We start from the raw sequence: 18,764 nt of genomic DNA on the forward strand, positions 1-18,764 counted from the left end.
GCCATGACTCATCCGAAGACGTCGTGGACCCGCGCCGAGATCGGCGCACTGGGCGAACGTTTGGCCGTCGAACATCTGCAATCGGTGGGATTACGAGTCCTCGCACGTAACTGGCGCTGCCGTTATGGCGAACTCGACGTGATCGCGGCCGACGACGCCTCGCGCGTCGTGGTGTTCGTCGAGGTGAAGACCCGCACCAGCGACCGGTTCGGGGGAATCGAACAGGCGGTCACACCGCAGAAGGTACGTCGGCTGAGGCGCCTCGCAGGGCTGTGGCTGGCACGACAGGATGCCCGCTGGTGCGGGGTGCGCATCGACGTCGTCGGCGTGCGCATCGGTCGCCGACCGATTCCGGAGATCACCCATCTGCGGGGAGTGGGCTGATGGCGCTGGGACGAGCATTCTCGGTCGCCGTGCGCGGCCTTGACGGGCACATCGTGGAGATCGAGGCCGACATCGCGTCGGGGCTGCCCGGTGTGCACCTCGTCGGGCTGCCGGACGCCGCGTTGCAGGAGTCGCGGGACCGGGTTCGCGCGGCGATCACCAACTGCGGCAACGAGTGGCCGCAGGCCCGGCTGACGCTGGCGCTCTCACCCGCGACGCTGCCGAAGATGGGCTCCGTCTATGACATCGCGCTCGCGTTGGCGGTGATGTCCGCGCACAGCAAGGCGGAGTGGGCGCGGTTGGAGAAGACGGTGCTGCTCGGCGAACTGGCGCTCGACGGCCGGGTGCGGCCCGTCAAGGGAGTGCTGCCCGCGGTACTCGCCGCGAAGAAGGAGGGATGGCCGCTCGTGGTGGTCCCGGTTGAGAATTTGCCGGAAGCGGCGCTGGTGCACGGCATCGACGTCAAGGGGGTGCGGACACTCGGCCAACTGAAGTGCTGGCTCGAGGGCAAGGCGCACCTCGAGGAGAACGGTGGCATGTCGTGCCCGGCGCCGGCGCCCGTGGCCGACCTGTCCGACGTGGTCGGTCAGACACAGGCCCGTTACGCGGTCGAGGTTGCCGCCGCCGGTGCGCATCACCTGATGTTGACCGGCCCGCCGGGCGTCGGAAAAACGATGCTGGCACAGCGGCTTCCAGGCTTGTTGCCCGAACTCAGCGAAAGTGAGGCACTTGAGGTGACGGCGATTCACTCGGTGGCCGGCCTGTTGTCGGGCAGTACGCCGTTGATCACGCGGCCGCCATTCGTCGCGCCGCATCACACCTCGAGCGTGGCGGCGATGGTCGGCGGCGGCAGCGGATTGGCCCGACCGGGTGCAGTTAGTCGCGCCCACCGCGGGGTGTTGTTTCTCGACGAATGCGCGGAGATCGGCGTCAGTGTGATGGAAGCGTTGCGAACTCCGCTGGAAGACGGTGAGATTCGGTTGGCCCGCCGCGACGGCGTGGCGCGGTATCCGGCCCGGTTCCAGTTGGTGCTGGCCGCCAACCCGTGTCCGTGCGCACCTGCGGATCCGCGTGACTGCATCTGTCCGGGGCAGATCAAGCGACGCTATCTGGGCAAGCTGTCCGGCCCACTGCTCGACCGTGTGGACCTGGTCGTCGAGATGCATTCCGAGCGCGCCGGCGCGTTTGCCCAGCAGGAGGGCGAGTCGACCGTCGACGTGCGCGAGCGGGTCGCGAAAGCACGCGAGGCTGCGGTGGAGCGGTGGCGGCCCCACGGCATCCGCACCAATGCCGAGGTGAGTGGGTCCCTGCTGCGCAAGAAGTTCCGGCTTGCCAAGACTGTCACCGAGCCTCTTCGTTTCGCGCTCGACCGCGGTCTGCTCAGCCAGCGCGGAGCAGACCGCGTTCAGCGAGTCGCCTGGACACTCGCCGACCTGGCGGGACGAACGTCGCCGGCGTTGGAGGACGTGACCACCGCGTTGAGCTTTCGACAGGACGGGGGAGCGCGATGAGCGATCAGATCGCGCGTGCATGGGCCTATCTGTCGCGAGTCGCGGAACCGCCGTGTCCGGAACTGCGCGCGTTGGCCCGACGAGTCGGTCCGGTGGAGGCCGCCGACCGTGTGCGTAGCGGGGCAGCCGACGGCACCGTCGGCCGCGTCGTCGAGGCCAGACGCGAGATCGACTGTGCAGCAGAAGATCTAGAAGTCCTTAACCGTATGGGCGGACGGCTGATCACCGCTGATGACGCCGAGTGGCCGCTGTTGGCATTCAACGCGTTTCGCGGTGTCAACGATCGGCCGCAGGCACATGAGCCGATGGTGCTGTGGGCCGTCGGTCCGATGTGCCTCGACGAGGTTTCCGATCGTGCGGCCGCAATTGTCGGCACGCGGGCGGCCACGGCGTACGGCGAGTTCGTCGCCGGGGACCTGGCGGCGGGTTTGGCGGCCCGTGACGCGACGGTGATCTCGGGCGGGGCCTTCGGAATCGACGGCGCCGCACACCGCGCCGCGCTGGCGGCGGACGGGACGACGGTGGCGGTGCTCGCAGGCGGCATCGACGTGCCCTACCCGTCGGCGCACGCCGCGATGCTGCGGCAGATCCGCGACCACGGTCTCGTGATCAGTGAGTATCCACCTGGCGAACGGCCCGCGCGGCACCGATTTCTGACGCGCAACAGATTGGTCGCGGGTCTCGCGGGTGCGACCGTCGTCGTCGAGGCGGGAGCGCGCAGCGGCGCGGCGAACACCGCGGCGTGGGCCCGCGCGCTGGGGCGTCCGGTCTGCGCGGTGCCCGGCCCGGTGACGTCGTCTGCGTCGGTCGGCAGTCACGCGCTGCTGAAGGCGGGCGCCAACGTGGTGACTCGCGCCGAGGACGTCATCGAATTGATCGGCCGCGTCGGCGAACTCGCACCGGATGAGCACCGACCGGCATCTGCGTTGGACGGGCTGAGCGACGCCGACAGAAGGGTTTACGACGCGCTGCCGGCCCGGGCCGCCCGCACCGCCGACGAGATCGCGGTGGCCGCCGGCCTGCCGCCGACGCAGGTGCTCGGTCCGCTGGCGGTGCTGGAGCTGTCCGGTTTGGTGGTGCGCCGCGAGGGGAGGTGGAAGCTGGCACGGACGACATCTCGTACGACATGAGGTAGCCGACCGGCACGCTGCGGGCGCTCGTATCCTCGACGTGGCGAGCGATCAACAGGAGGAACAGTGGCAGGACGTCCGGTGCACACGTTCGAAGTGGTGCGCACCGAGCAGCTGACCCCGCATCTTAAGCGGGTCGTGCTCGGCGGCGCGGGCTTCGACACCTTCACGCCCAACGACTCCACCGACGCCTACGTCAAGATCGTGTTCGTTCGCCCCGGTGTCGACGTCGCCGCGTTGGAGCAGCCGCTGACACTGGACAGTTTCAAGGCTCTGCCCGCCGCGCAACAACCGACCGTGCGCACGTACACGGTCCGAAAGGTGGATGCCGAGCGACGCGAGATCGTCATCGACTTCGTGGTGCACGGTGAGCACGGTGTCGCCGGTCCGTGGGCCGTCGCGGCGCAACCCGGTCAGCCGGCCTACCTGATGGGGCCCAGTGGCGGGTACGCGCCCGATCCCGCGGCCGACTGGCACCTGCTCGCTGGCGACGAGGCCGCTGTGCCGGCGATCGGCGCGGCGTTGGAAGCATTGCCGGACAACGCAATCGGTCAGGTTTTCATCGAGGTGGGCGGGCCCGACGACGAGGTCGAACTGCAGGCGCCGCCGGGTGTGGACATCACGTGGATCTACCGGGGCGGCCGCGCCGACCTGGTGGCCGAGGACCAGGCCGGTGACCACGCGCCGCTCATCGACGCCGTGAAGGGCGCGGCGTGGTTGCCCGGTCAAGTGCAGGTGTTCATCCACGGCGAGGCGCAGACCGTCATGCACAACCTGCGTCCTTACATCCGCAAGGAGCGTGGCGTGGACGCCAAGTGGGCGTCGTCGATCTCGGGATACTGGCGCCGCGGCCGCACCGAGGAGACGTTCAGGCAGTGGAAGGCGGAACTCGCGAAGGCAGAACAGGCCAACGCGTGACCGCGAGCCTGGCACGCTAGCCGCATGGCTTACGGCGATTACCAGCTCGAGATCTACTTCCAGGGTCTGTCCGGCGTCCTGCCTAAGCTCCCGATGTCTTTCGCGGAGTTGGAGGCCAAGGCGCAGGCCGCGATGTCACCGTCGATGTGGTCCTACGTCGCGGGCGGCGCAGGCGACGAACGTACTCAGCGCGTCAACGCCACCGCCTTCGAGAACTGGGGACTTATGCCGCGGATGTTCGTCGGCGCCGCCGAACGCGACCTGACTGTCGATTTCCTCGGGCTCTCGCTGCCGTCGCCGGTGATGATGGCTCCCGTCGGTGTCATCGGTTTGTGTGCGCAGGACGGACATGGCGACCTCGCCACAGCACGTGCGGCAGCGCGCACCGGCGTGCCGATGATCGCCTCAACCATGACTGCCGATCCGATGGAGGCCGTCGCCGCCGAATTAGGCGACACGCCAGGCTTTTTCCAGCTCTACACCCCCAAGGACCGAGACGTTGCCGCGAGCTTCGTGCAACGCGCCGAGGCCGCCGGTTTCAAGGGCATCGTCGTGACACTGGACACTTGGATTCCCGGCTGGCGACCACGCGACCTGTCGACTTCGAACTTCCCGTTCCTGCGTGGTCACTGTCTGGCGAACTACACCACCGATCCGGTGTTCCTCGACAGCCTGGCGCAGCCGCCGGAAGAGAACATGCAGGCTGCGATCATGCAGTGGATCTCGATCTTCGGGAATCCGCTGACGTGGGACGACCTGCCGTGGCTGCGCTCGCTCACCTCGCTGCCGCTGCTCCTCAAGGGCATTTGCCATCCCGACGACGTACGGCGCGCGAAAGACGGTGGCGTCGACGCCATCTACTGCTCCAACCACGGCGGCCGCCAGGCCAACGGCGGAATTCCGGCCATCGACTGCCTGCCCGGTGTGGTGGAGGCCGCCGAGGGGATGCCGGTGCTATTCGATTCGGGCATCCGCAGCGGGGCCGACATCGTCAAGGCGATCGCGCTCGGCGCCTCGACGGTCGCGATCGGCAGGCCTTACACCTACGGCCTCGCGCTTGGCGGAGAGGACGGCATCGTGCACGTGCTGCGGTCGCTGCTCGCCGAGGCCGACCTGACGATGGCCGTCGACGGCTATCGCTCGCTGAAGGAACTGACTCCCGACGCGTTGCGGCGCGTCAGCTGAGTCGGGGAGTCGTTGTCTGCGACGGTTGACGGCGTGGAGGCGATCCTCGAGGAGTTCGACGAGTACCTCGCGCTGGAGCGCGGTCGCTCTGAACACACGCGTCGCGCCTATCTCGGTGATCTGCGGTCGCTATTCGACTTCGTCGCCCAACGCGTACCCGACGCGGGGATTTCCGGGTTGACACTGCCGATTCTGCGTTCGTGGCTCGCGGCGCTGGCCGCCACAGGCGCAGCCAGGACGACGCTGGCCCGTCGCACGTCCGCCGTCAAGACCTTCACGGCTTGGGCGGTGCGACGCGGTCTGATGGCAAGCGACCCCGCCGCGCGCCTGCAGGTGCCCAAGGCCCGCCGCACACTGCCGGCCGTGCTGCGTCAGGACCAGGCGCTGGACGCCATGGCCGCAGCGAAATCCGGTGCACAACAGGGAGATCCGCTAGCGTTACGCGACCGTTTGATCGTCGAGCTGCTCTACGCGAGCGGTATTCGGGTCAGCGAGTTGTGCGGACTGGACATCGACGACGTCGACACCTCCCGACGCCTGCTGCGCGTGCTCGGCAAGGGCAACAAGCAGCGAACGGTGCCGTTCGGGGCGCCCGCGGTCGCGGCGCTAACCGAATGGCTGTCCGACGGTCGCCCCGCGTTGGCCACCAAAGACTCCGGTCCCGCGCTGCTTCTGGGTGCGCGTGGGCGACGACTCGACCCGCGGCAGGCCCGCACGGTCGTGCACCAGACGATGGCTGCGGTCGACGGCGCCCCCGACATCGGGCCGCACGGGCTGCGGCACAGCGCCGCCACCCATCTGCTCGAAGGTGGCGCGGATCTGCGCGTCGTACAGGAACTGCTCGGCCATTCGACGCTGGCCACCACGCAGCTCTACACCCACGTCACGGTCGCGCGCCTGCGTGCCGTCCACGACCAGGCCCACCCCCGCGCGTAGTTGCGATTTCGGTGTAGCTGGTCGCGGTGAGCGCGACTGCGGACACCGAAATCGCTAGCGCACGGGCTTGAGGCGGATCGGGGTGTCCACGACGAGGCCGAGCGGATCGACGTAGTCCGCGCGCGACGCCGGACCCCACATCGCACCCCAGTGCAGGCAGGCCGCTGCGCCACAGCCGGCATGGCCGGCCTCCAGATGGCCGAGCATCGCGCCTGCGTCGACCCGCCGGCCGGCCCGCACCGACGCCGCGACGGGTTCGTAGCTGGTGCGTAAACCGCCGGGATGAGCGATCGACACGACCGGCCTGCCCGCGAGCTCACCGGCGAACACCACCGTTCCGCCGGCTGTGGCGAATACGGGCTGACCAGGGGCTCCGGCGAGATCGACACCGCGATGGCCCGGCTTCCAGTTGGGCGACGGTGCGTCGAACATCCGCACCACAGCCGGCCGCGGCCGCAGCGGCCAAGTCAGCCGCTCCCCATCGGCTGACGCCGGCGCGGCCAGGGCAATCGCAGCCGCGAACAGCACGATCCATCGCATATACCCAGCTCAGCGCGATGGACCGCGGTCACGCCAGCCGCCGCCCGTAATCTGTGGAGCAGCGCGTCTCTGTGCATAATCCCCGGTCGCTTCGCTCCTGCCCTCCGGATGGAAAAAGCACCCCTGGGCAGCGTGTAAACTCCTATCCGCAGCTCGCTTGCGCGGGCTGACTTCGCGTGTCTGCACATGACCCGGTTCCAGCAAGGTCAGTCAGGATGCCGTCGGTCCCGCTCTCGGACGGGTTCGGCACTCCAGCGGGCACCAGGGCACGGCGTCACCCGACGCTGCGCGACAACCGACATATTGAGTGAGGCACACCCATGGCCGTCGTGACCATGAAACAGCTGCTGGACAGCGGCACCCACTTCGGGCATCAGACCCGTCGCTGGAATCCCAAGATGAAGCGGTTCATCTTCACCGACCGCAACGGCATCTACATCATCGATCTGCAGCAGACGCTGACATACATCGACAAGGCGTACGAGTTCGTCAAGGAGACTGTCGCCCATGGCGGCAGCATCATGTTCGTCGGTACCAAGAAGCAGGCGCAGGAGTCGATCGCCGAAGAGGCGACCCGCGTCGGCATGCCTTACGTGAACCAGCGCTGGCTGGGCGGCATGCTCACCAACTTCTCGACCGTGCACAAGCGTCTGCAGCGCCTCAAGGAACTCGAGGCCATGGAGCAGACCGGTGGCTTCGAGGGCCGCACCAAGAAGGAAATCTTGATGCTGACCCGCGAGAAGAACAAGCTCGAGCGCAGCCTCGGCGGTATCCGGGACATGCAGAAGGTGCCGTCGGCGATCTGGGTCGTCGACACCAACAAGGAGCACCTCGCCGTTGCGGAGGCCCGCAAGCTGAACATCCCGATCATCGCGATCCTCGACACCAACTGCGATCCGGACCTCGTCGACTACCCGATCCCGGGCAACGACGACGCGATCCGCTCGGCCGCGCTGCTGACCAAGGTCGTGGCGTCTGCGGTCGCCGAGGGTCTGCAGGCCCGTGCCGGCGCAGGCAAGGGTGACGGAGAGGCCCAGGCCGAGGGTGCCGAGCCGCTCGCCGAGTGGGAGCAGGAACTGCTCGCCGGCGCTACGGCGTCCACCGATGCCGGTGGGGCCGACGCCGCCCCCACCACTGAAACCCCTCAAGAGTCATAGGGAAAGGCTGATATGGCGAACTACACCGCTGCCGATGTGAAGCGACTTCGCGAGCTCACCGGCGCCGGCATGCTCGACTCCAAGAACGCGCTGGTCGAGTCCGAGGGCGACTTCGACAAGGCCGTCGAACTGCTTCGCATCAAGGGCGCCAAGGACGTCGGCAAGCGCGCTGAGCGCGCGACCGCCGAAGGTCTGGTCGCCGCGAAGGACGGCGCGCTGATCGAGCTGAACTCCGAGACCGACTTCGTCGCCAAGAACGCCGAGTTCCAGGCCGCGGCCGAACAGATCGTCGCGGCCGCCGCGGCGGCCAAGGCCGCCGATGTCGACGCGCTCAAGGCCGCTCGGGTTGGTGGCGGGGCCGGCGACACAACGGTCGAGCAGCTTGTCGCGGACCTGTCCGCGAAGATCGGCGAGAAGCTTGAACTGCGCCGTGTGGCCTACTTCGACGGCAACGTCGAGACGTATCTGCACAAGCGGGCCGCCGACCTGCCGCCCGGTGTGGGCGTGCTGGTCGAGTACGAATCCGGTGACGACGAGAAAGGCAAGGCTGCGGCGCACGCCGTGGCGTTGCAGATCGCTGCGCTGAAGGCGAAGTACCTCACCCGTGAGGACGTGCCGGAGGACATCGTCGCCCACGAGCGCCGGATCGCCGAGGAGACGGCCAAGGAGGAGGGCAAGCCCGAGCAGGCGCTGCCCAAGATCGTCGAAGGCCGCGTGACCGGCTTCTACAAGGACGTCGTGCTGCTGGATCAGCCGTCGGTGTCCGACAACAAGAAGACCGTGAAGGCGCTGCTCGAGGAGGCGGGCGTGACCGTCACCCGGTTCGTGCGCTTCGAGGTCGGCCAGACGTAACGAGCTCTACCGCGAAGGCCCCCAGGTTTCTGGGGGCCTTTTGCATTGGCGGACGGTCACGCGGTACGACTTGGTACCGTCGCTGTATGAAACGTCCTGATGAGGCCCTCGGCCGGAGAACAGACGGCCGATGCCACGCCTTCGGCGACGACGCCCTCGGCGACCTCGACGCCGTCGGCCTTGTCGAGGCCCTGCGGGCGGGCACCGTGTCCGCGGTTGAACTCGTCGACGCGGCGATCGCCCGAGCCGAAGCCGTCAACCCGGCGCTCAACGGCCTCGCTTTCGAGGCGTACGACCGTGCCCGGGCGCGTGCGGCGGCATCACGTCCGTTCGGTGGCTACTTCGACGGTGTGCCGTCGTTCATCAAGGACAACGTCGCCGTCGGGGGCTGGCCCACGATGCAGGGCACCGACGCATGGGATCCGGAACCGATGCCCGCTGACGGCGCGTTCGCTCGGGTATTTCTCGCCACTGGACTGGTGCCGTTGGGCAAGACGCAGATGTCGGAGTTCGGCTTCAGCGGCGCGGCCGAGCATCCGCGCATCGGCCCGGTGCGCAACCCGTGGAATCCCGAGCACACCGCGGGCGCGTCGTCGTCGGGCTCCGCCGCGTTCGTCGCTGCCGGCGTCGTCCCGATCGCGCACGCCAACGACGGCGGCGGTTCGATCCGAATTCCGGCTTCCTGCAACGGTTTGGTCGGGTTGAAGCCGACACGTGGCCGCATCCCGCTCGATAAGGAGACCGCGCAGATGCCGCTGCATCTGGTCGCCAACGGCGTGGTGTCGCGTTCGGTGCGCGACACCGCCGCGTTCCTGCGCGAAGCCGAGCGCGTCCACCGCAACCCGAAGCTGGCACCCATCGGGGACGTGACGCAACCCAGTAAGCAGCGACTGCGCATCGCCGTGTGCACACAATCCATTTCGCGCGACGCCAGTCCCGAGATCCGCGAGCTGACACTGAAGACAGCGGCGATGCTGGAGGAGCTGGGCCATCGCGTCACCGAGATCGACAACCCCGTCCCCGCCCGCTTCAAGGACGACTTCCTGGTCTACTGGGCGTTTTTGGCGATGGCCGTGGTCCGCGGCGGACGTCGGATGTTCGGGCCCAGCTTCGACCGCTCGCGTCTGGACAACATCACGCTCGGACTCGACCGCAAGGCCGCCCGCAACTTGTACAAGGTGCCGATGGCCATCCGACGGCTGTCCGCGTCACACCGAATCACCGCGAAGCTGGGGGAGCAGTACGACGCCGTGCTCATGCCAACGCTGGCCGAGGTCACGCCGCCGATCGGTCACCTGGACCCGACGCAGGATTTCGAGACTGTGATGAACCGGCTCGTTGATTGGGCGGCCTTCACCCCGCTACAGAATGCGACCGGCGATCCCGCAATCTCGTTGCCGCTCGCCGAATCCGCCACGGGTCTGCCGGTCGGCATGATGCTGTCGAGCCCGCGTGGCCGCGAAGCCCGACTGCTGGAGTTGGCGTACGAGCTCGAAGAGGCCCACCCGTGGGCGAAAATCCATTCATGAGCCAGTGATCTGACGGCAGACCTCTGCCGTTGCGCGCGTAAGTGATTCGGCACCTTCGCGCAGTGCCTGCTCGATGGGCGTGCCCTCCGCGGTGATCGCGACGAGCCGCTCCACTCCGTGCTCCAGCAGCACGGAGGCATCCGGCGCCACCCGTCCGGCGAAGATCACCACCCTCGCACCGTTCCGTGCCGCGGCCTGTGCGACGCCGAAAGGTGTTTTTCCCATGACGGTTTGGGCGTCCACGCTGCCCTCGCCGGTGAAGACCCAGTCGGCCCCGCGCACGGCCTGTTCGAGGCCGACGGTAGCGGCGACCTCGTCGACGCCCGGCTTGCTTTCCGCACCGAGGAACTCGACGAGCGCGAAACCCAGGCCACCCGCCGCGCCGTTGCCCGGCCGCTGCGGGTTCGCTTTTCCCAGCGTCGCGGACGTGACGGTCGCCAGTTGCGTCAAAGCCGATTCCAGAGTCTGGACATCGGCCGGCGTCGCCCCCTTCTGAGGTCCGAACACGGCGGACGCGCCAGTGGGGCCCAGGAGCGGAGCGGTGACGTCGGTCGCGACGCTGATGCGGACGTCGCGCACCCGCGGGTCCAGACCGGACACGTCGATGCGATCGAGGTGGCGCAGCGCGGCGCCGCCGGGTTCGAGCGCGGCACCGTCGGCGTCGACGAACGACGCGCCGAGTGCGGTGAGCATGCCCGCGCCGCCGTCGTTGGTGGCCGATCCGCCCAAGCCGATGAGGATTTCCTCGGCACCGCGGTCCAGTGCCGCGGAGATGAGCTGTCCGACACCGAAGGTGCTGGCGCGCAGCACGTCTCGCTGATCGGGCGGGACGAGCTCCAGGCCCGCGGCGGCCGCCATCTCGATGACCGCCAACTGACGCAGCGGGATGTAGCCGTAGCGCGCCGTGATCGTCGCGCCGAGCGGACCGGACACCTGCGCCTCGATGTGCTGACCGTGCAGTGCGTCGACGACAGCGTTGACGGTGCCCTCGCCGCCGTCGGCCATGGGAACCCCGACGCATTCGGCATCGGGTAGCACCTGCTGTACGCCGGCCCGCATCGCGGCAACCGCTTCGGTCGCGGTCATCGACTCCTTGAACGAGTCCGGGGCGAGGACGATCTTCATCGGTCCCAGTCTCGCAGAACCTAGTCGGAACCGAGTGCCACGAGGACCCGTTTGAACTCCTGACGCTGTTCGGCGGTCAGACCGGACATCAGCTTGCGCTCCGCGGCACGAACTCCGGCGTCGGTGCGCTTGAGTAGTCCCTCGCCCTCGCGCGTCAACCGGGCGGGCAGCGACCGTCCCGATGTCACGCTCGCCGGCCGGGTGACCAGTCCGCGCTCCTCGAGGCGGCGCAACACCATGTTCATCGCCTGCGGGGTGACGTTCGTGTAGCGGGCGAGATCGGCATTGGTCCGGTCCGGGTACTTCGACAGGATCCGCAGGCAGATGTATTGCGGGAAGGCCAGTCCCATCGGATCCAGCACCGCCGCGGTGACTTCCGCCCGCAGCGCATTGGCCACCCGGGACAGCAGATATCCCAGCGGCTGATCCTCGAGCATGTCCTCCATATCAAGCATCTTGACACATATCAACCAGGTTGATATACCGGTTTCATGACGCAACCCACGAATGAGATGTTCGAATCCGCATACCGGGGCGAGGCGCCCGAGATGGCCGGAGCGAAGCCGCCGTGGAGCATCGGTGAGCCGCAGCCCGAGCTTGTGACGTTGATCGAGCAGGGCAAAATCCGCGGCGAGGTACTCGATGCCGGCTGCGGTGAGGCCGCCATCTCGCTGTATCTGGCCGAACGCGGGTTCACCACCGTCGGGCTGGACCAATCGCCGACCGCCATCGAGCTGGCGAAAGCGGAGGCCGCCCAGCGCGGGCTGACCAACGCCAGCTTCGAGGTCGCCGACATCAGCGATTTCGGCGGATACGACGGTCGCTTCGACACGATCGTCGACTCGACGCTCTTCCACTCGATGCCGGTCGAACTGCGCGACGGATATCAGCAGTCGATCGTGCGGGCCGCAGCGCCCGGCGCGTCGTACTTCGTGCTGGTGTTCGACAGGGCCGGCATGCCCGACGGGCCGGCCAACCCCGTCACCGAGGACGAACTGCGCGAGGTCGTGTCGAAGTACTGGACCATTGACGAGGTCAAGCCGGCGCGGATCCACGGCGTCTTCCCCGAGGGCTTCGAGGCGTTCTTTCCCGTAACCGACGTGCGGAAAGAGCCTAATGGCCGCCACTCGGTGCCTGCCTTCCTCCTCACTGCGCATTTGCCGGACTGACCGCGACGCGCGACCCCGCTTCTGGGTCTGGGGGCCGCCATGAGGCAGGATTAGGGGAATCTCAGCAAGGACCCCGAAGGAGTCGGATGGCAGAGCCAGCCAGCCAGCCAACCAGCCCCAACGGTGCCGACCCTGTTTCCTCCGATACGCCGCTGCGGCCGGGGTACTCCCGCGTGCTGCTCAAGCTTGGCGGTGAAATGTTCGGTGGCGGCCAGGTGGGCCTGGACCCCGACGTCGTCCAGCAGGTGGCACAACAGATAGCCGAAGTCGTTCGCAGCGGTGTGCAGGTCGCCGTCGTCATCGGTGGCGGCAACTTCTTCCGAGGTGCGCAGCTACAGCAGCGTGGAATGGAGCGAACCCGCAGCGATTACATGGGCATGCTCGGCACCGTCATGAACAGCCTTGCGCTGCAAGACTTCCTGGAGAAGCAGGGCATCCAGACCCGCGTACAGACCGCGATCACCATGGGCCAGGTCGCCGAGCCGTACATCCCGCTGCGCGCACGCAGGCACCTGGAGAAGGGCCGTGTGGTCATCTTCGGGGCCGGTATGGGGCTGCCGTACTTCTCCACGGACACGACCGCCGCGCAGCGAGCGTTGGAGATCGGCGCCGAGGTGGTGCTGATGGCCAAGGCGGTCGACGGAGTCTTCACAGCAGACCCGAGAGTGCACCCCGACGCCGAGTTGCTGACCGCGATCAGCCACCGCGAGGTTATCGACCGTGGTCTGGCGGTCGCCGATGCGACCGCGTTCAGCCTGTGCATGGACAATGGCATGCCGATCCTGGTGTTCAACCTGCTCACCGACGGCAATATCGCGCGTGCCGTCGCAGGTGAGAAGATCGGAACACTGGTCACCACCTAAACAATGGACGCGCACCGCCAGGAGCGCGTCATGAGGAGAGCAACGTGATCGAGGAAACCCTCTTCGATGCCGAAGAGAAGATGGAGAAGGCGGTGGCGGTGGCGCGCGACGACCTGTCGTCGATCCGGACCGGGCGCGCCAATCCCGGCATGTTCTCCCGCGTCAACATGGACTACTACGGCTCACAGACGCCGATCACACAGCTGTCCAGCATCAACGTCCCCGAGCCGCGGCTCGTCGTGATCAAGCCGTACGAGTCCAACCAGCTGCGCAACATCGAGGACGCGATTCGCAACTCGGATCTGGGTGTGAACCCGACCAACGACGGCAATGTCATTAGGGTGTCCATTCCGCAGCTCACCGAGGAGCGTCGTCGTGACCTCGTCAAGCAGGCCAAGGCCAAAGGGGAGGACGCCAGGGTCTCGGTGCGCAACATCCGTCGCAAGGCCATGGAGGAGCTGCACCGCATCAAGAAGGACGGCGAGGCGGGCGAGGACGAGGTGAGCCGGGCCGAGAAGGACCTCGACAAGGTCACCCACACCTACACCAACCAGATCGACGAACTGGTCAAACACAAAGAAGGCGAGTTGCTGGAGGTCTAGTGACCGACCAGCACATGACTCCCGTGGCAGAAACGCCGGTCGAAGGGCCACCCAAGAAGAAATCCCGGGCCGGCCGTGACCTGCCTGCTGCCATCGCGGTCGGTGTGCTTCTCGGCGGACTTGCGATCGGCGTGCTGCTGTTCGCGCCCATCGGATGGCTGGTGATGCTGTCGGTGGCGATCCCGATCGGCATGCACGAGGTCATCCGCCGGCTAGGGGAGGCCGGCTATTCGCTGCCCGCGATCCCGCTGCTCGTCGGTGGCCTGGCGATGATCTGGCTGACGTGGCCGTTCGGGCCTGCTGGGCTGCTGGGTGCGTACGCCGGAACGATCGTCGTGTGCATGGTGTGGCGCCTGGTCGGGCGTGGGCTCAATCAGCAGCCCGAGAACTACCTGCGCGACATCTCGGCGACGATCCTGCTGGCGACGTGGGTGCCGCTGTTCGCCAGCTTCAGTGCGCTGCTGATATTCCAGGAAGACGGCGGAATCAGGACGTTCGTGGTGATCCTGACTGTCGTGTTCGCCGACATCGGCGGCTATGTGGCGGGTGTGCTGTTCGGCAAGCATCTGATGGCGCCCGCGATCAGCCCGAAGAAATCCTGGGAGGGCCTGGGCGGCTCGCTGGTGTTCGGCATCACCGCATCGGTCCTGGCGGTGGTCTTCCTGCTCGACAAAGCGTGGTGGGTCGGGATTCCGCTGGGTCTGCTGCTGGTCATCACCGGCGTGCTCGGCGACCTGGTCGAGTCGCAGGTCAAGCGCGATCTCGGCATCAAGGACATGGGCAAGCTATTGCCCGGCCACGGGGGAATCATGGACAGGATCGACGCGATGCTGCCCTCGGCGGTCGCGGGATGGATCGTCCTCACGCTGCTGGCGTGAACCCCTGGCGTTGAGCCAACAGGCGACGGCACCGACGACCAGGCCCACAGCGATCCCGATGTCGGGGCGCTGGCCGAGCATCACCCAGGACATAACGCCCGCCACCGCCGGGATCACGGCGAACAGCATCGCCACCGCGGCGGCGCCGTACTCGGTGATACCGCGGACGTAGAGCGTCATGGACAGCACCGCGTTCAGCAGCACGACCGCCGCGACGGCCGCCACCGCCTTCCACGGATCGGTCACCGTCCACGGCATCACCGCGGCCAGGGCCACGACGGGCAGGATGCAGGCGGCGTTCTGCAGGGCCGCAGTCGCCCGGAAGTCCACGCCGGAGCAGAATTTCTGCTGGTATACGCCACCCGCGGCCACGCTGAACAACGAGACGAGGATCAGCAGGACCGCGGGATCGACCCCGCCGACCGCGATCAGGCGTCCCGCACAGGACGCGAGCACCGCCACCACACCCAGCGCCAGCGCCACGACCCGCGTTCTGGTGAGCCCCTCGCCGAGGAACATCGCGGCCAGCACCGCCGTCACCACCGGATTCATCGAAATGATCACCGCGCCGAGCACAGCGGGTGCACCATGCATCAGCGCCACATAGAGGCAGGTGAACAGCAGGCCCTGGGCAAGCAGGCCGCTGATCAACACGTGCACCAGCGTCCGCCCTGTGGGCCAGTTCACCCTCGCGAATTTGGCCCACGTAGCGAGGATCGCCGCGGCCAAACCAAACCGGAAAACCAGCACAGCCATCGGTGACATCACTGAAACAGCAAGCGCACCAACGGGATAGCCCAACGCATAGAAGAACGTCAGAGCCGACGCCGAGCCGAGCGGCATGGTCCTGGTGGGCATATGACCCATAGTTGCGGCCAACGCGGAAGTTCGCGAATTAATTTCGGGCCGTCACCAATGAGATACTGGTAGGAGCTCATGGCCATCTCCCTGCCTCTCGTTTTCGACGCTCCGCGACGTGCAATGCCGCCGCGTCACCTCGCCGACCTCGACGACGACGCGCGCAACGCCGCCGTCGCCGAGCTGGGGCTGCCCGCATTCCGGGGTAAACAGCTGGCCAACCACTACTACGGACGGCTGACCGCCGACCCTGCGCAGATGACCGACCTGCCGGCGTCGCTGCGCGATCAGATCGGGGACGCGCTGTTCCCGAAGCTGCTCGACGCCGTGCGCGAGATCGAATGCGACAAGGGCGAGACCCGCAAGATGCTGTGGCGTGCGGTCGACGGCTCGACCTTCGAATCGGTGCTGATGCGCTATCCGCAGCGCAATACCGTGTGCATCTCGTCGCAGGCCGGTTGCGGGATGGCGTGCCCGTTCTGCGCGACCGGCCAGGGCGGCCTGCAGCGCAACCTGTCGACCGCGGAGATCCTGGAGCAGGTGCGGGCGGCGGCGGTCGAACTACGTGACCGCGACGGCGAGGGGATTGCGCCTGCCGCGCGCGGCGGCCGGCTGTCCAACATCGTGTTCATGGGGATGGGCGAGCCGCTGGCCAACTACAACCGCGTGCTTGCCGCCGTGCATCGCATCACCGCGCCGCCGCCCAATGGTTTCGGCATCTCGGCTCGCTCGGTCACGGTGTCGACGGTCGGGCTCGCGCCGGCGATCCGCAAACTGGCCGACGAACACCTCGGCGTGACGCTGGCGCTGTCACTGCACGCGCCCGACGACGAGCTGCGCGACACGCTGGTTCCGGTGAACAATCGCTGGAAGGTCTCCGAAGTGCTCGATGCGGCACGGTATTACGCGAACACAACGGGGCGGCGGGTGTCGATCGAGTACGCGCTCATTCGCGACATCAACGACCAGCCTTGGCGGGCGGATCTCTTGGGCAAGCTGCTGCACGGTGCGCTGGGACCGTTGGCGCACGTCAACCTCATTCCGCTGAATCCGACGCCGGGTAGCGAGTGGGACGCCAGTCCCAAACCCGCCGAACGCGAGTTCGTCAAGCGCGTGCGGGAGCGCGGAGTGTCATGCACCGTGCGCGACACCCGCGGACGCGAAATCGCGGCCGCCTGTGGTCAATTGGCCGCCGAAGGCTGATCCGCCGCGCCCGGCTGGCCGACGAACCACACGTTCTCCTCGTGGAGTCGACGACTGCGCCAGCCGTCGGGTGTCCGCACCAGTTCATGGTGGTAGTACCCGCCGCACGAACTCATCTCCGCCATCCCAGGCAATTGCATGGGGTTGTAGAACATCGCGCGAACCGTCGCGGTATCGCCGTCGATTTCGCTTTCGATGTTCGTGATGTAGTGCATGCTCCACGGGATCGCGCTCAAGTTCGCCGCGAACCAGTCCACCACGTCGTCGCGGCTGCCCACGATCGCGCCCGCCGATGAGTAATCGATGTGCGCGTCGTCGGTGAACACTGACCGATACAGCTCCCAGTCCTTGGTGTCGACAGCGCGGGCGTATCGGTGGAGCAGCCTGGCGATTTCGGCCTCGTCACTCATTCGGGCATGCCGATCGTCTTCGCCTCCAGATACTCCTTATAGCCCTCTTCACCATTGCGATAACCAAGCCCACTCTGTTTGGTCCCGCCGAACGGACTGTTGATGCCGAAGTGGCTCTTGCCGTTGATGGTGACGTTGCCGGTCCGCATCCGCTTGGCCACCTCGAGCGCGCGGTCCAGATCGCCGCCGCTGACTTCACCGGAGAGTCCGTAGATAGAGTTGTTGGCGATCGCGATGGCCTCCGCATCACCCTCGTAGGGAATGATCGACAACACCGGCCCGAAGATCTCCTCCTGTGCCACTTGCGAATCCGGGTCGACATCGGCCAGCAGTGTCGGCTGGACGTAGTAGCCGGTCGGCAGATTCTCTGGGATGCCGCCGCCGGTGACCAGCCGGGCGCCCGAGTCGATTCCGGACTTGATCAACCCGAGTACCTTCTGACGCTGCCCCTCGCTGATCTGTGGGCCCTGCATGTTGTTCGGATCCCACGGGTCGCCGACCGGAAAATTCTCCATCATGTTCTTCATGATCTCGATGCCTTCGTCATAACGACTGCGCGGCAACAGGATCCGACTGGGCAGAATGCAGCTCTGCCCGGACATCACGCACGCCATCAACGCGGCCATCGGCAGCGCCATGTTGAAGTCGGCGTCGTCGAGCACGATGTGGGCAGACTTGCCGCCGAGTTCCAGCAGCGTCTTCTTGACAGTCGGCGCACCCGCGGCCAGGATGGCCCGCCCCGTCGCGGTGGAGCCGGTGAACGTGATCATGTCCACCCTCGGATCGGCTGACAGCGCCGCGCCCACCTCGTTGGCGTTGGAGACGACGACGTTGAACACACCGGCGGGGATGTCGGTTTCCTCGGCCACGATGCGGCCGTACTCGCTACCCGACCACGGCGTCAGCTGCGCGGGTTTGAGGACGACTGTGTTGCCTGCCATCAGTGCGGGGATCGTTTCGGCGACGTTGAGGTAGAACGGAACGTTCCACGGGGTGATCGCCCCGACCACCCCGACGGGTTCGTAATGGATCTTGCGGCGCGCAGGACCCATCGGGGTTTCGTGCACGCCGTTATCGGCCAGGTACTCGAAGTTCTTGCCGTGCTCGGCCCAGTGCTTGACCTCCTCGATCGGACTCTCGATCTGAGACCCGGTCACCTTCACCGGACAGCCGACCTCGGTGATCAGGACCCGCCGCAGGTGTTCCTTGTTTCGCTCGAACGCCGCGTGCAGCTGGGTGAGGCAGTGATAGCGGAAGTCAAGATCTCGCGACCAGTCGGTCTGGTCGAACGCCCGCCGCGCCGCCCCGACCGCGCGTTCCATGTCGGCGTCGGTTCCGTCGGTTGCCTGCCCGGCCACCTCTTCGCTCGCCGGATGGATGACGTCGAATGTCGCGCCGCTGCTGGTGTGTTGCAGTTCGCCGTCGATGAGCATCCGCTCGTCGCCGGCCAGTACTCCCGTTTCGTCCTGCACGCTGGTCATACGCTCAGCATTACAAACTTCGGCGGAAGTGTC

19 protein-coding genes and 1 pseudogene are annotated in these 18,764 nt (G+C 67.0%); 14 read left to right on the plus strand and 6 right to left on the minus strand.

Annotated elements, in window-relative coordinates:
* The first annotated feature begins 3 nt into the window (after positions 1–3).
* From G6N42_RS03380 to G6N42_RS03405, 6 genes are all read left to right on the plus strand, one after another.
* On the plus strand, positions 4–384 hold the full coding sequence (locus G6N42_RS03380) for a YraN family protein (protein ID WP_163726067.1): 381 nt from the start codon (positions 4–6) through the stop codon (positions 382–384).
* On the plus strand, positions 384–1,895 hold the full coding sequence (locus tag G6N42_RS03385; RefSeq protein ID WP_163726070.1) for a YifB family Mg chelatase-like AAA ATPase: 1,512 nt from the start codon (positions 384–386) through the stop codon (positions 1,893–1,895). Before G6N42_RS03380 ends, G6N42_RS03385 begins: the two co-directional genes overlap by 1 nt.
* Entirely contained in the window at positions 1,892–3,025 is a 1,134-nt protein-coding gene (dprA, locus tag G6N42_RS03390; RefSeq protein WP_163726073.1) for a DNA-processing protein DprA, read from the plus strand. The genes G6N42_RS03385 and dprA overlap by 4 nt, the downstream gene beginning before the upstream one ends.
* Positions 3,026–3,091: 66 nt before the next feature.
* On the plus strand, positions 3,092–3,943 hold the full coding sequence (locus G6N42_RS03395; protein ID WP_163726076.1) for a siderophore-interacting protein: 852 nt from the start codon (positions 3,092–3,094) through the stop codon (positions 3,941–3,943).
* 24 nt (positions 3,944–3,967) lie between these two features.
* Positions 3,968–5,128 carry a lactate 2-monooxygenase gene (locus G6N42_RS03400; RefSeq protein ID WP_163726080.1) on the plus strand — a complete coding sequence of 387 codons (1,161 nt, stop codon included), beginning with the start codon at positions 3,968–3,970 and terminating at the stop codon, positions 5,126–5,128.
* Between the two features lie 33 nt (positions 5,129–5,161).
* A complete protein-coding gene (locus tag G6N42_RS03405) occupies positions 5,162–6,064 on the plus strand; it encodes a tyrosine recombinase XerC (RefSeq protein ID WP_163736907.1) in 903 nt (300 codons plus the stop codon).
* A 60-nt stretch (positions 6,065–6,124) separates the two neighbouring features.
* Here the strand turns inward: G6N42_RS03405 and G6N42_RS03410 are convergent.
* Positions 6,125–6,568: pseudogene (locus G6N42_RS03410) on the minus strand (peptidoglycan DD-metalloendopeptidase family protein); the annotation flags it as partial.
* Between the two features lie 356 nt (positions 6,569–6,924).
* Here G6N42_RS03410 and rpsB point away from each other — a divergent pair.
* From rpsB to G6N42_RS03425, 3 genes are all read left to right on the plus strand, one after another.
* Positions 6,925–7,761: a 30S ribosomal protein S2 gene (gene rpsB / locus G6N42_RS03415; RefSeq protein ID WP_163726086.1), complete on the plus strand. Its 837-nt coding sequence runs from the start codon at positions 6,925–6,927 to the stop codon at positions 7,759–7,761.
* A gap of 12 nt (positions 7,762–7,773) precedes the next feature.
* On the plus strand, positions 7,774–8,613 hold the full coding sequence (tsf, locus tag G6N42_RS03420; protein WP_163726089.1) for a translation elongation factor Ts: 840 nt from the start codon (positions 7,774–7,776) through the stop codon (positions 8,611–8,613).
* Between the two features lie 86 nt (positions 8,614–8,699).
* Positions 8,700–10,142 carry an amidase gene (locus G6N42_RS03425; protein WP_163726092.1) on the plus strand — a complete coding sequence of 481 codons (1,443 nt, stop codon included), beginning with the start codon at positions 8,700–8,702 and terminating at the stop codon, positions 10,140–10,142.
* Here G6N42_RS03425 and G6N42_RS03430 read toward each other — a convergent pair.
* Both G6N42_RS03430 and G6N42_RS03435 read right to left on the minus strand, forming a co-directional pair.
* The gene (locus G6N42_RS03430) at positions 10,137–11,267 is read right to left on the minus strand and encodes a glycerate kinase (protein ID WP_163726095.1); all 1,131 of its coding nucleotides are present in this window, start codon (positions 11,265–11,267) and stop codon (positions 10,137–10,139) included. The genes G6N42_RS03425 and G6N42_RS03430 overlap by 6 nt on opposite strands.
* A 20-nt stretch (positions 11,268–11,287) precedes the next feature.
* Positions 11,288–11,722 (minus strand): MarR family winged helix-turn-helix transcriptional regulator, encoded by a 435-nt coding sequence (locus tag G6N42_RS03435; protein ID WP_174262004.1) that lies wholly within the window; start codon positions 11,720–11,722, stop codon positions 11,288–11,290.
* A 36-nt stretch (positions 11,723–11,758) separates the two neighbouring features.
* Here G6N42_RS03435 and G6N42_RS03440 point away from each other — a divergent pair, with 36 nt between their 5' ends.
* The 4 genes from G6N42_RS03440 (at position 11,759) to G6N42_RS03455 (ending at position 14,779) form a co-directional block, all read left to right on the plus strand.
* On the plus strand, positions 11,759–12,436 hold the full coding sequence (locus tag G6N42_RS03440) for a class I SAM-dependent methyltransferase (RefSeq protein WP_163726098.1): 678 nt from the start codon (positions 11,759–11,761) through the stop codon (positions 12,434–12,436).
* An 86-nt stretch (positions 12,437–12,522) separates the two neighbouring features.
* Positions 12,523–13,299, plus strand: coding sequence for a UMP kinase (pyrH, locus tag G6N42_RS03445; RefSeq protein WP_163726100.1), 777 nt, complete (start codon positions 12,523–12,525; stop codon positions 13,297–13,299).
* A 44-nt stretch (positions 13,300–13,343) separates the two neighbouring features.
* Positions 13,344–13,901, plus strand: a complete 558-nt coding sequence (gene frr, locus G6N42_RS03450) for a ribosome recycling factor (RefSeq protein WP_083129212.1) — start codon at positions 13,344–13,346, stop codon at positions 13,899–13,901.
* Positions 13,901–14,779: a phosphatidate cytidylyltransferase gene (locus G6N42_RS03455; protein ID WP_232076066.1), complete on the plus strand. Its 879-nt coding sequence runs from the start codon at positions 13,901–13,903 to the stop codon at positions 14,777–14,779. The genes frr and G6N42_RS03455 overlap by 1 nt, the downstream gene beginning before the upstream one ends.
* Here the strand turns inward: G6N42_RS03455 and G6N42_RS03460 are convergent.
* A complete protein-coding gene (locus G6N42_RS03460) occupies positions 14,687–15,646 on the minus strand; it encodes a DMT family transporter (RefSeq protein WP_410506611.1) in 960 nt (319 codons plus the stop codon). The genes G6N42_RS03455 and G6N42_RS03460 overlap by 93 nt on opposite strands.
* A gap of 69 nt (positions 15,647–15,715) precedes the next feature.
* Between G6N42_RS03460 and rlmN the strand changes: the two genes are divergently transcribed.
* Positions 15,716–16,840: a dual-specificity RNA methyltransferase RlmN gene (gene rlmN / locus G6N42_RS03465; RefSeq protein ID WP_163726103.1), complete on the plus strand. Its 1,125-nt coding sequence runs from the start codon at positions 15,716–15,718 to the stop codon at positions 16,838–16,840.
* Here the strand turns inward: rlmN and G6N42_RS03470 are convergent.
* A complete protein-coding gene (locus tag G6N42_RS03470) occupies positions 16,819–17,250 on the minus strand; it encodes a nuclear transport factor 2 family protein (RefSeq protein WP_163726106.1) in 432 nt (143 codons plus the stop codon). The two genes, rlmN and G6N42_RS03470, sit on opposite strands and share 22 nt — an antisense overlap.
* Positions 17,247–18,731, minus strand: coding sequence for an aldehyde dehydrogenase family protein (locus G6N42_RS03475; protein WP_163726109.1), 1,485 nt, complete (start codon positions 18,729–18,731; stop codon positions 17,247–17,249). The genes G6N42_RS03470 and G6N42_RS03475 overlap by 4 nt, the downstream gene beginning before the upstream one ends.
* Positions 18,732–18,764 lie beyond the last annotated feature (33 nt).

It is taken from the genome of Mycobacterium gallinarum, assembly GCF_010726765.1.
In the GTDB taxonomy this organism is placed as follows: domain Bacteria; phylum Actinomycetota; class Actinomycetes; order Mycobacteriales; family Mycobacteriaceae; genus Mycobacterium; species Mycobacterium gallinarum.

Excerpts from the sequence above, each read along its gene's own strand:
- G6N42_RS03380 (WP_163726067.1), top strand. The coding sequence starts at position 4 with ATGACTCATCCGAAGACGTCGTGGACCCGCGCCGAGATCGGCGCACTG.
- G6N42_RS03385 (WP_163726070.1), top strand. The coding sequence starts at position 384 with ATGGCGCTGGGACGAGCATTCTCGGTCGCCGTGCGCGGCCTTGACGGG.
- dprA (WP_163726073.1), top strand. The coding sequence starts at position 1,892 with ATGAGCGATCAGATCGCGCGTGCATGGGCCTATCTGTCGCGAGTCGCG.
- G6N42_RS03400 (WP_163726080.1), top strand. The coding sequence starts at position 3,968 with ATGGCTTACGGCGATTACCAGCTCGAGATCTACTTCCAGGGTCTGTCC.
- rpsB (WP_163726086.1), top strand. The coding sequence starts at position 6,925 with ATGGCCGTCGTGACCATGAAACAGCTGCTGGACAGCGGCACCCACTTC.
- tsf (WP_163726089.1), top strand. The coding sequence starts at position 7,774 with ATGGCGAACTACACCGCTGCCGATGTGAAGCGACTTCGCGAGCTCACC.
- G6N42_RS03425 (WP_163726092.1), top strand. The coding sequence starts at position 8,700 with ATGAAACGTCCTGATGAGGCCCTCGGCCGGAGAACAGACGGCCGATGC.
- G6N42_RS03430 (WP_163726095.1), bottom strand. The coding sequence starts at position 11,267 with ATGAAGATCGTCCTCGCCCCGGACTCGTTCAAGGAGTCGATGACCGCG.
- G6N42_RS03435 (WP_174262004.1), bottom strand. The coding sequence starts at position 11,722 with ATGCTTGATATGGAGGACATGCTCGAGGATCAGCCGCTGGGATATCTG.
- G6N42_RS03440 (WP_163726098.1), top strand. The coding sequence starts at position 11,759 with ATGACGCAACCCACGAATGAGATGTTCGAATCCGCATACCGGGGCGAG.
- pyrH (WP_163726100.1), top strand. The coding sequence starts at position 12,523 with ATGGCAGAGCCAGCCAGCCAGCCAACCAGCCCCAACGGTGCCGACCCT.
- G6N42_RS03460 (WP_410506611.1), bottom strand. The coding sequence starts at position 15,646 with ATGGGTCATATGCCCACCAGGACCATGCCGCTCGGCTCGGCGTCGGCT.
- rlmN (WP_163726103.1), top strand. The coding sequence starts at position 15,716 with ATGGCCATCTCCCTGCCTCTCGTTTTCGACGCTCCGCGACGTGCAATG.
- G6N42_RS03470 (WP_163726106.1), bottom strand. The coding sequence starts at position 17,250 with ATGAGTGACGAGGCCGAAATCGCCAGGCTGCTCCACCGATACGCCCGC.
- G6N42_RS03475 (WP_163726109.1), bottom strand. The coding sequence starts at position 18,731 with ATGACCAGCGTGCAGGACGAAACGGGAGTACTGGCCGGCGACGAGCGG.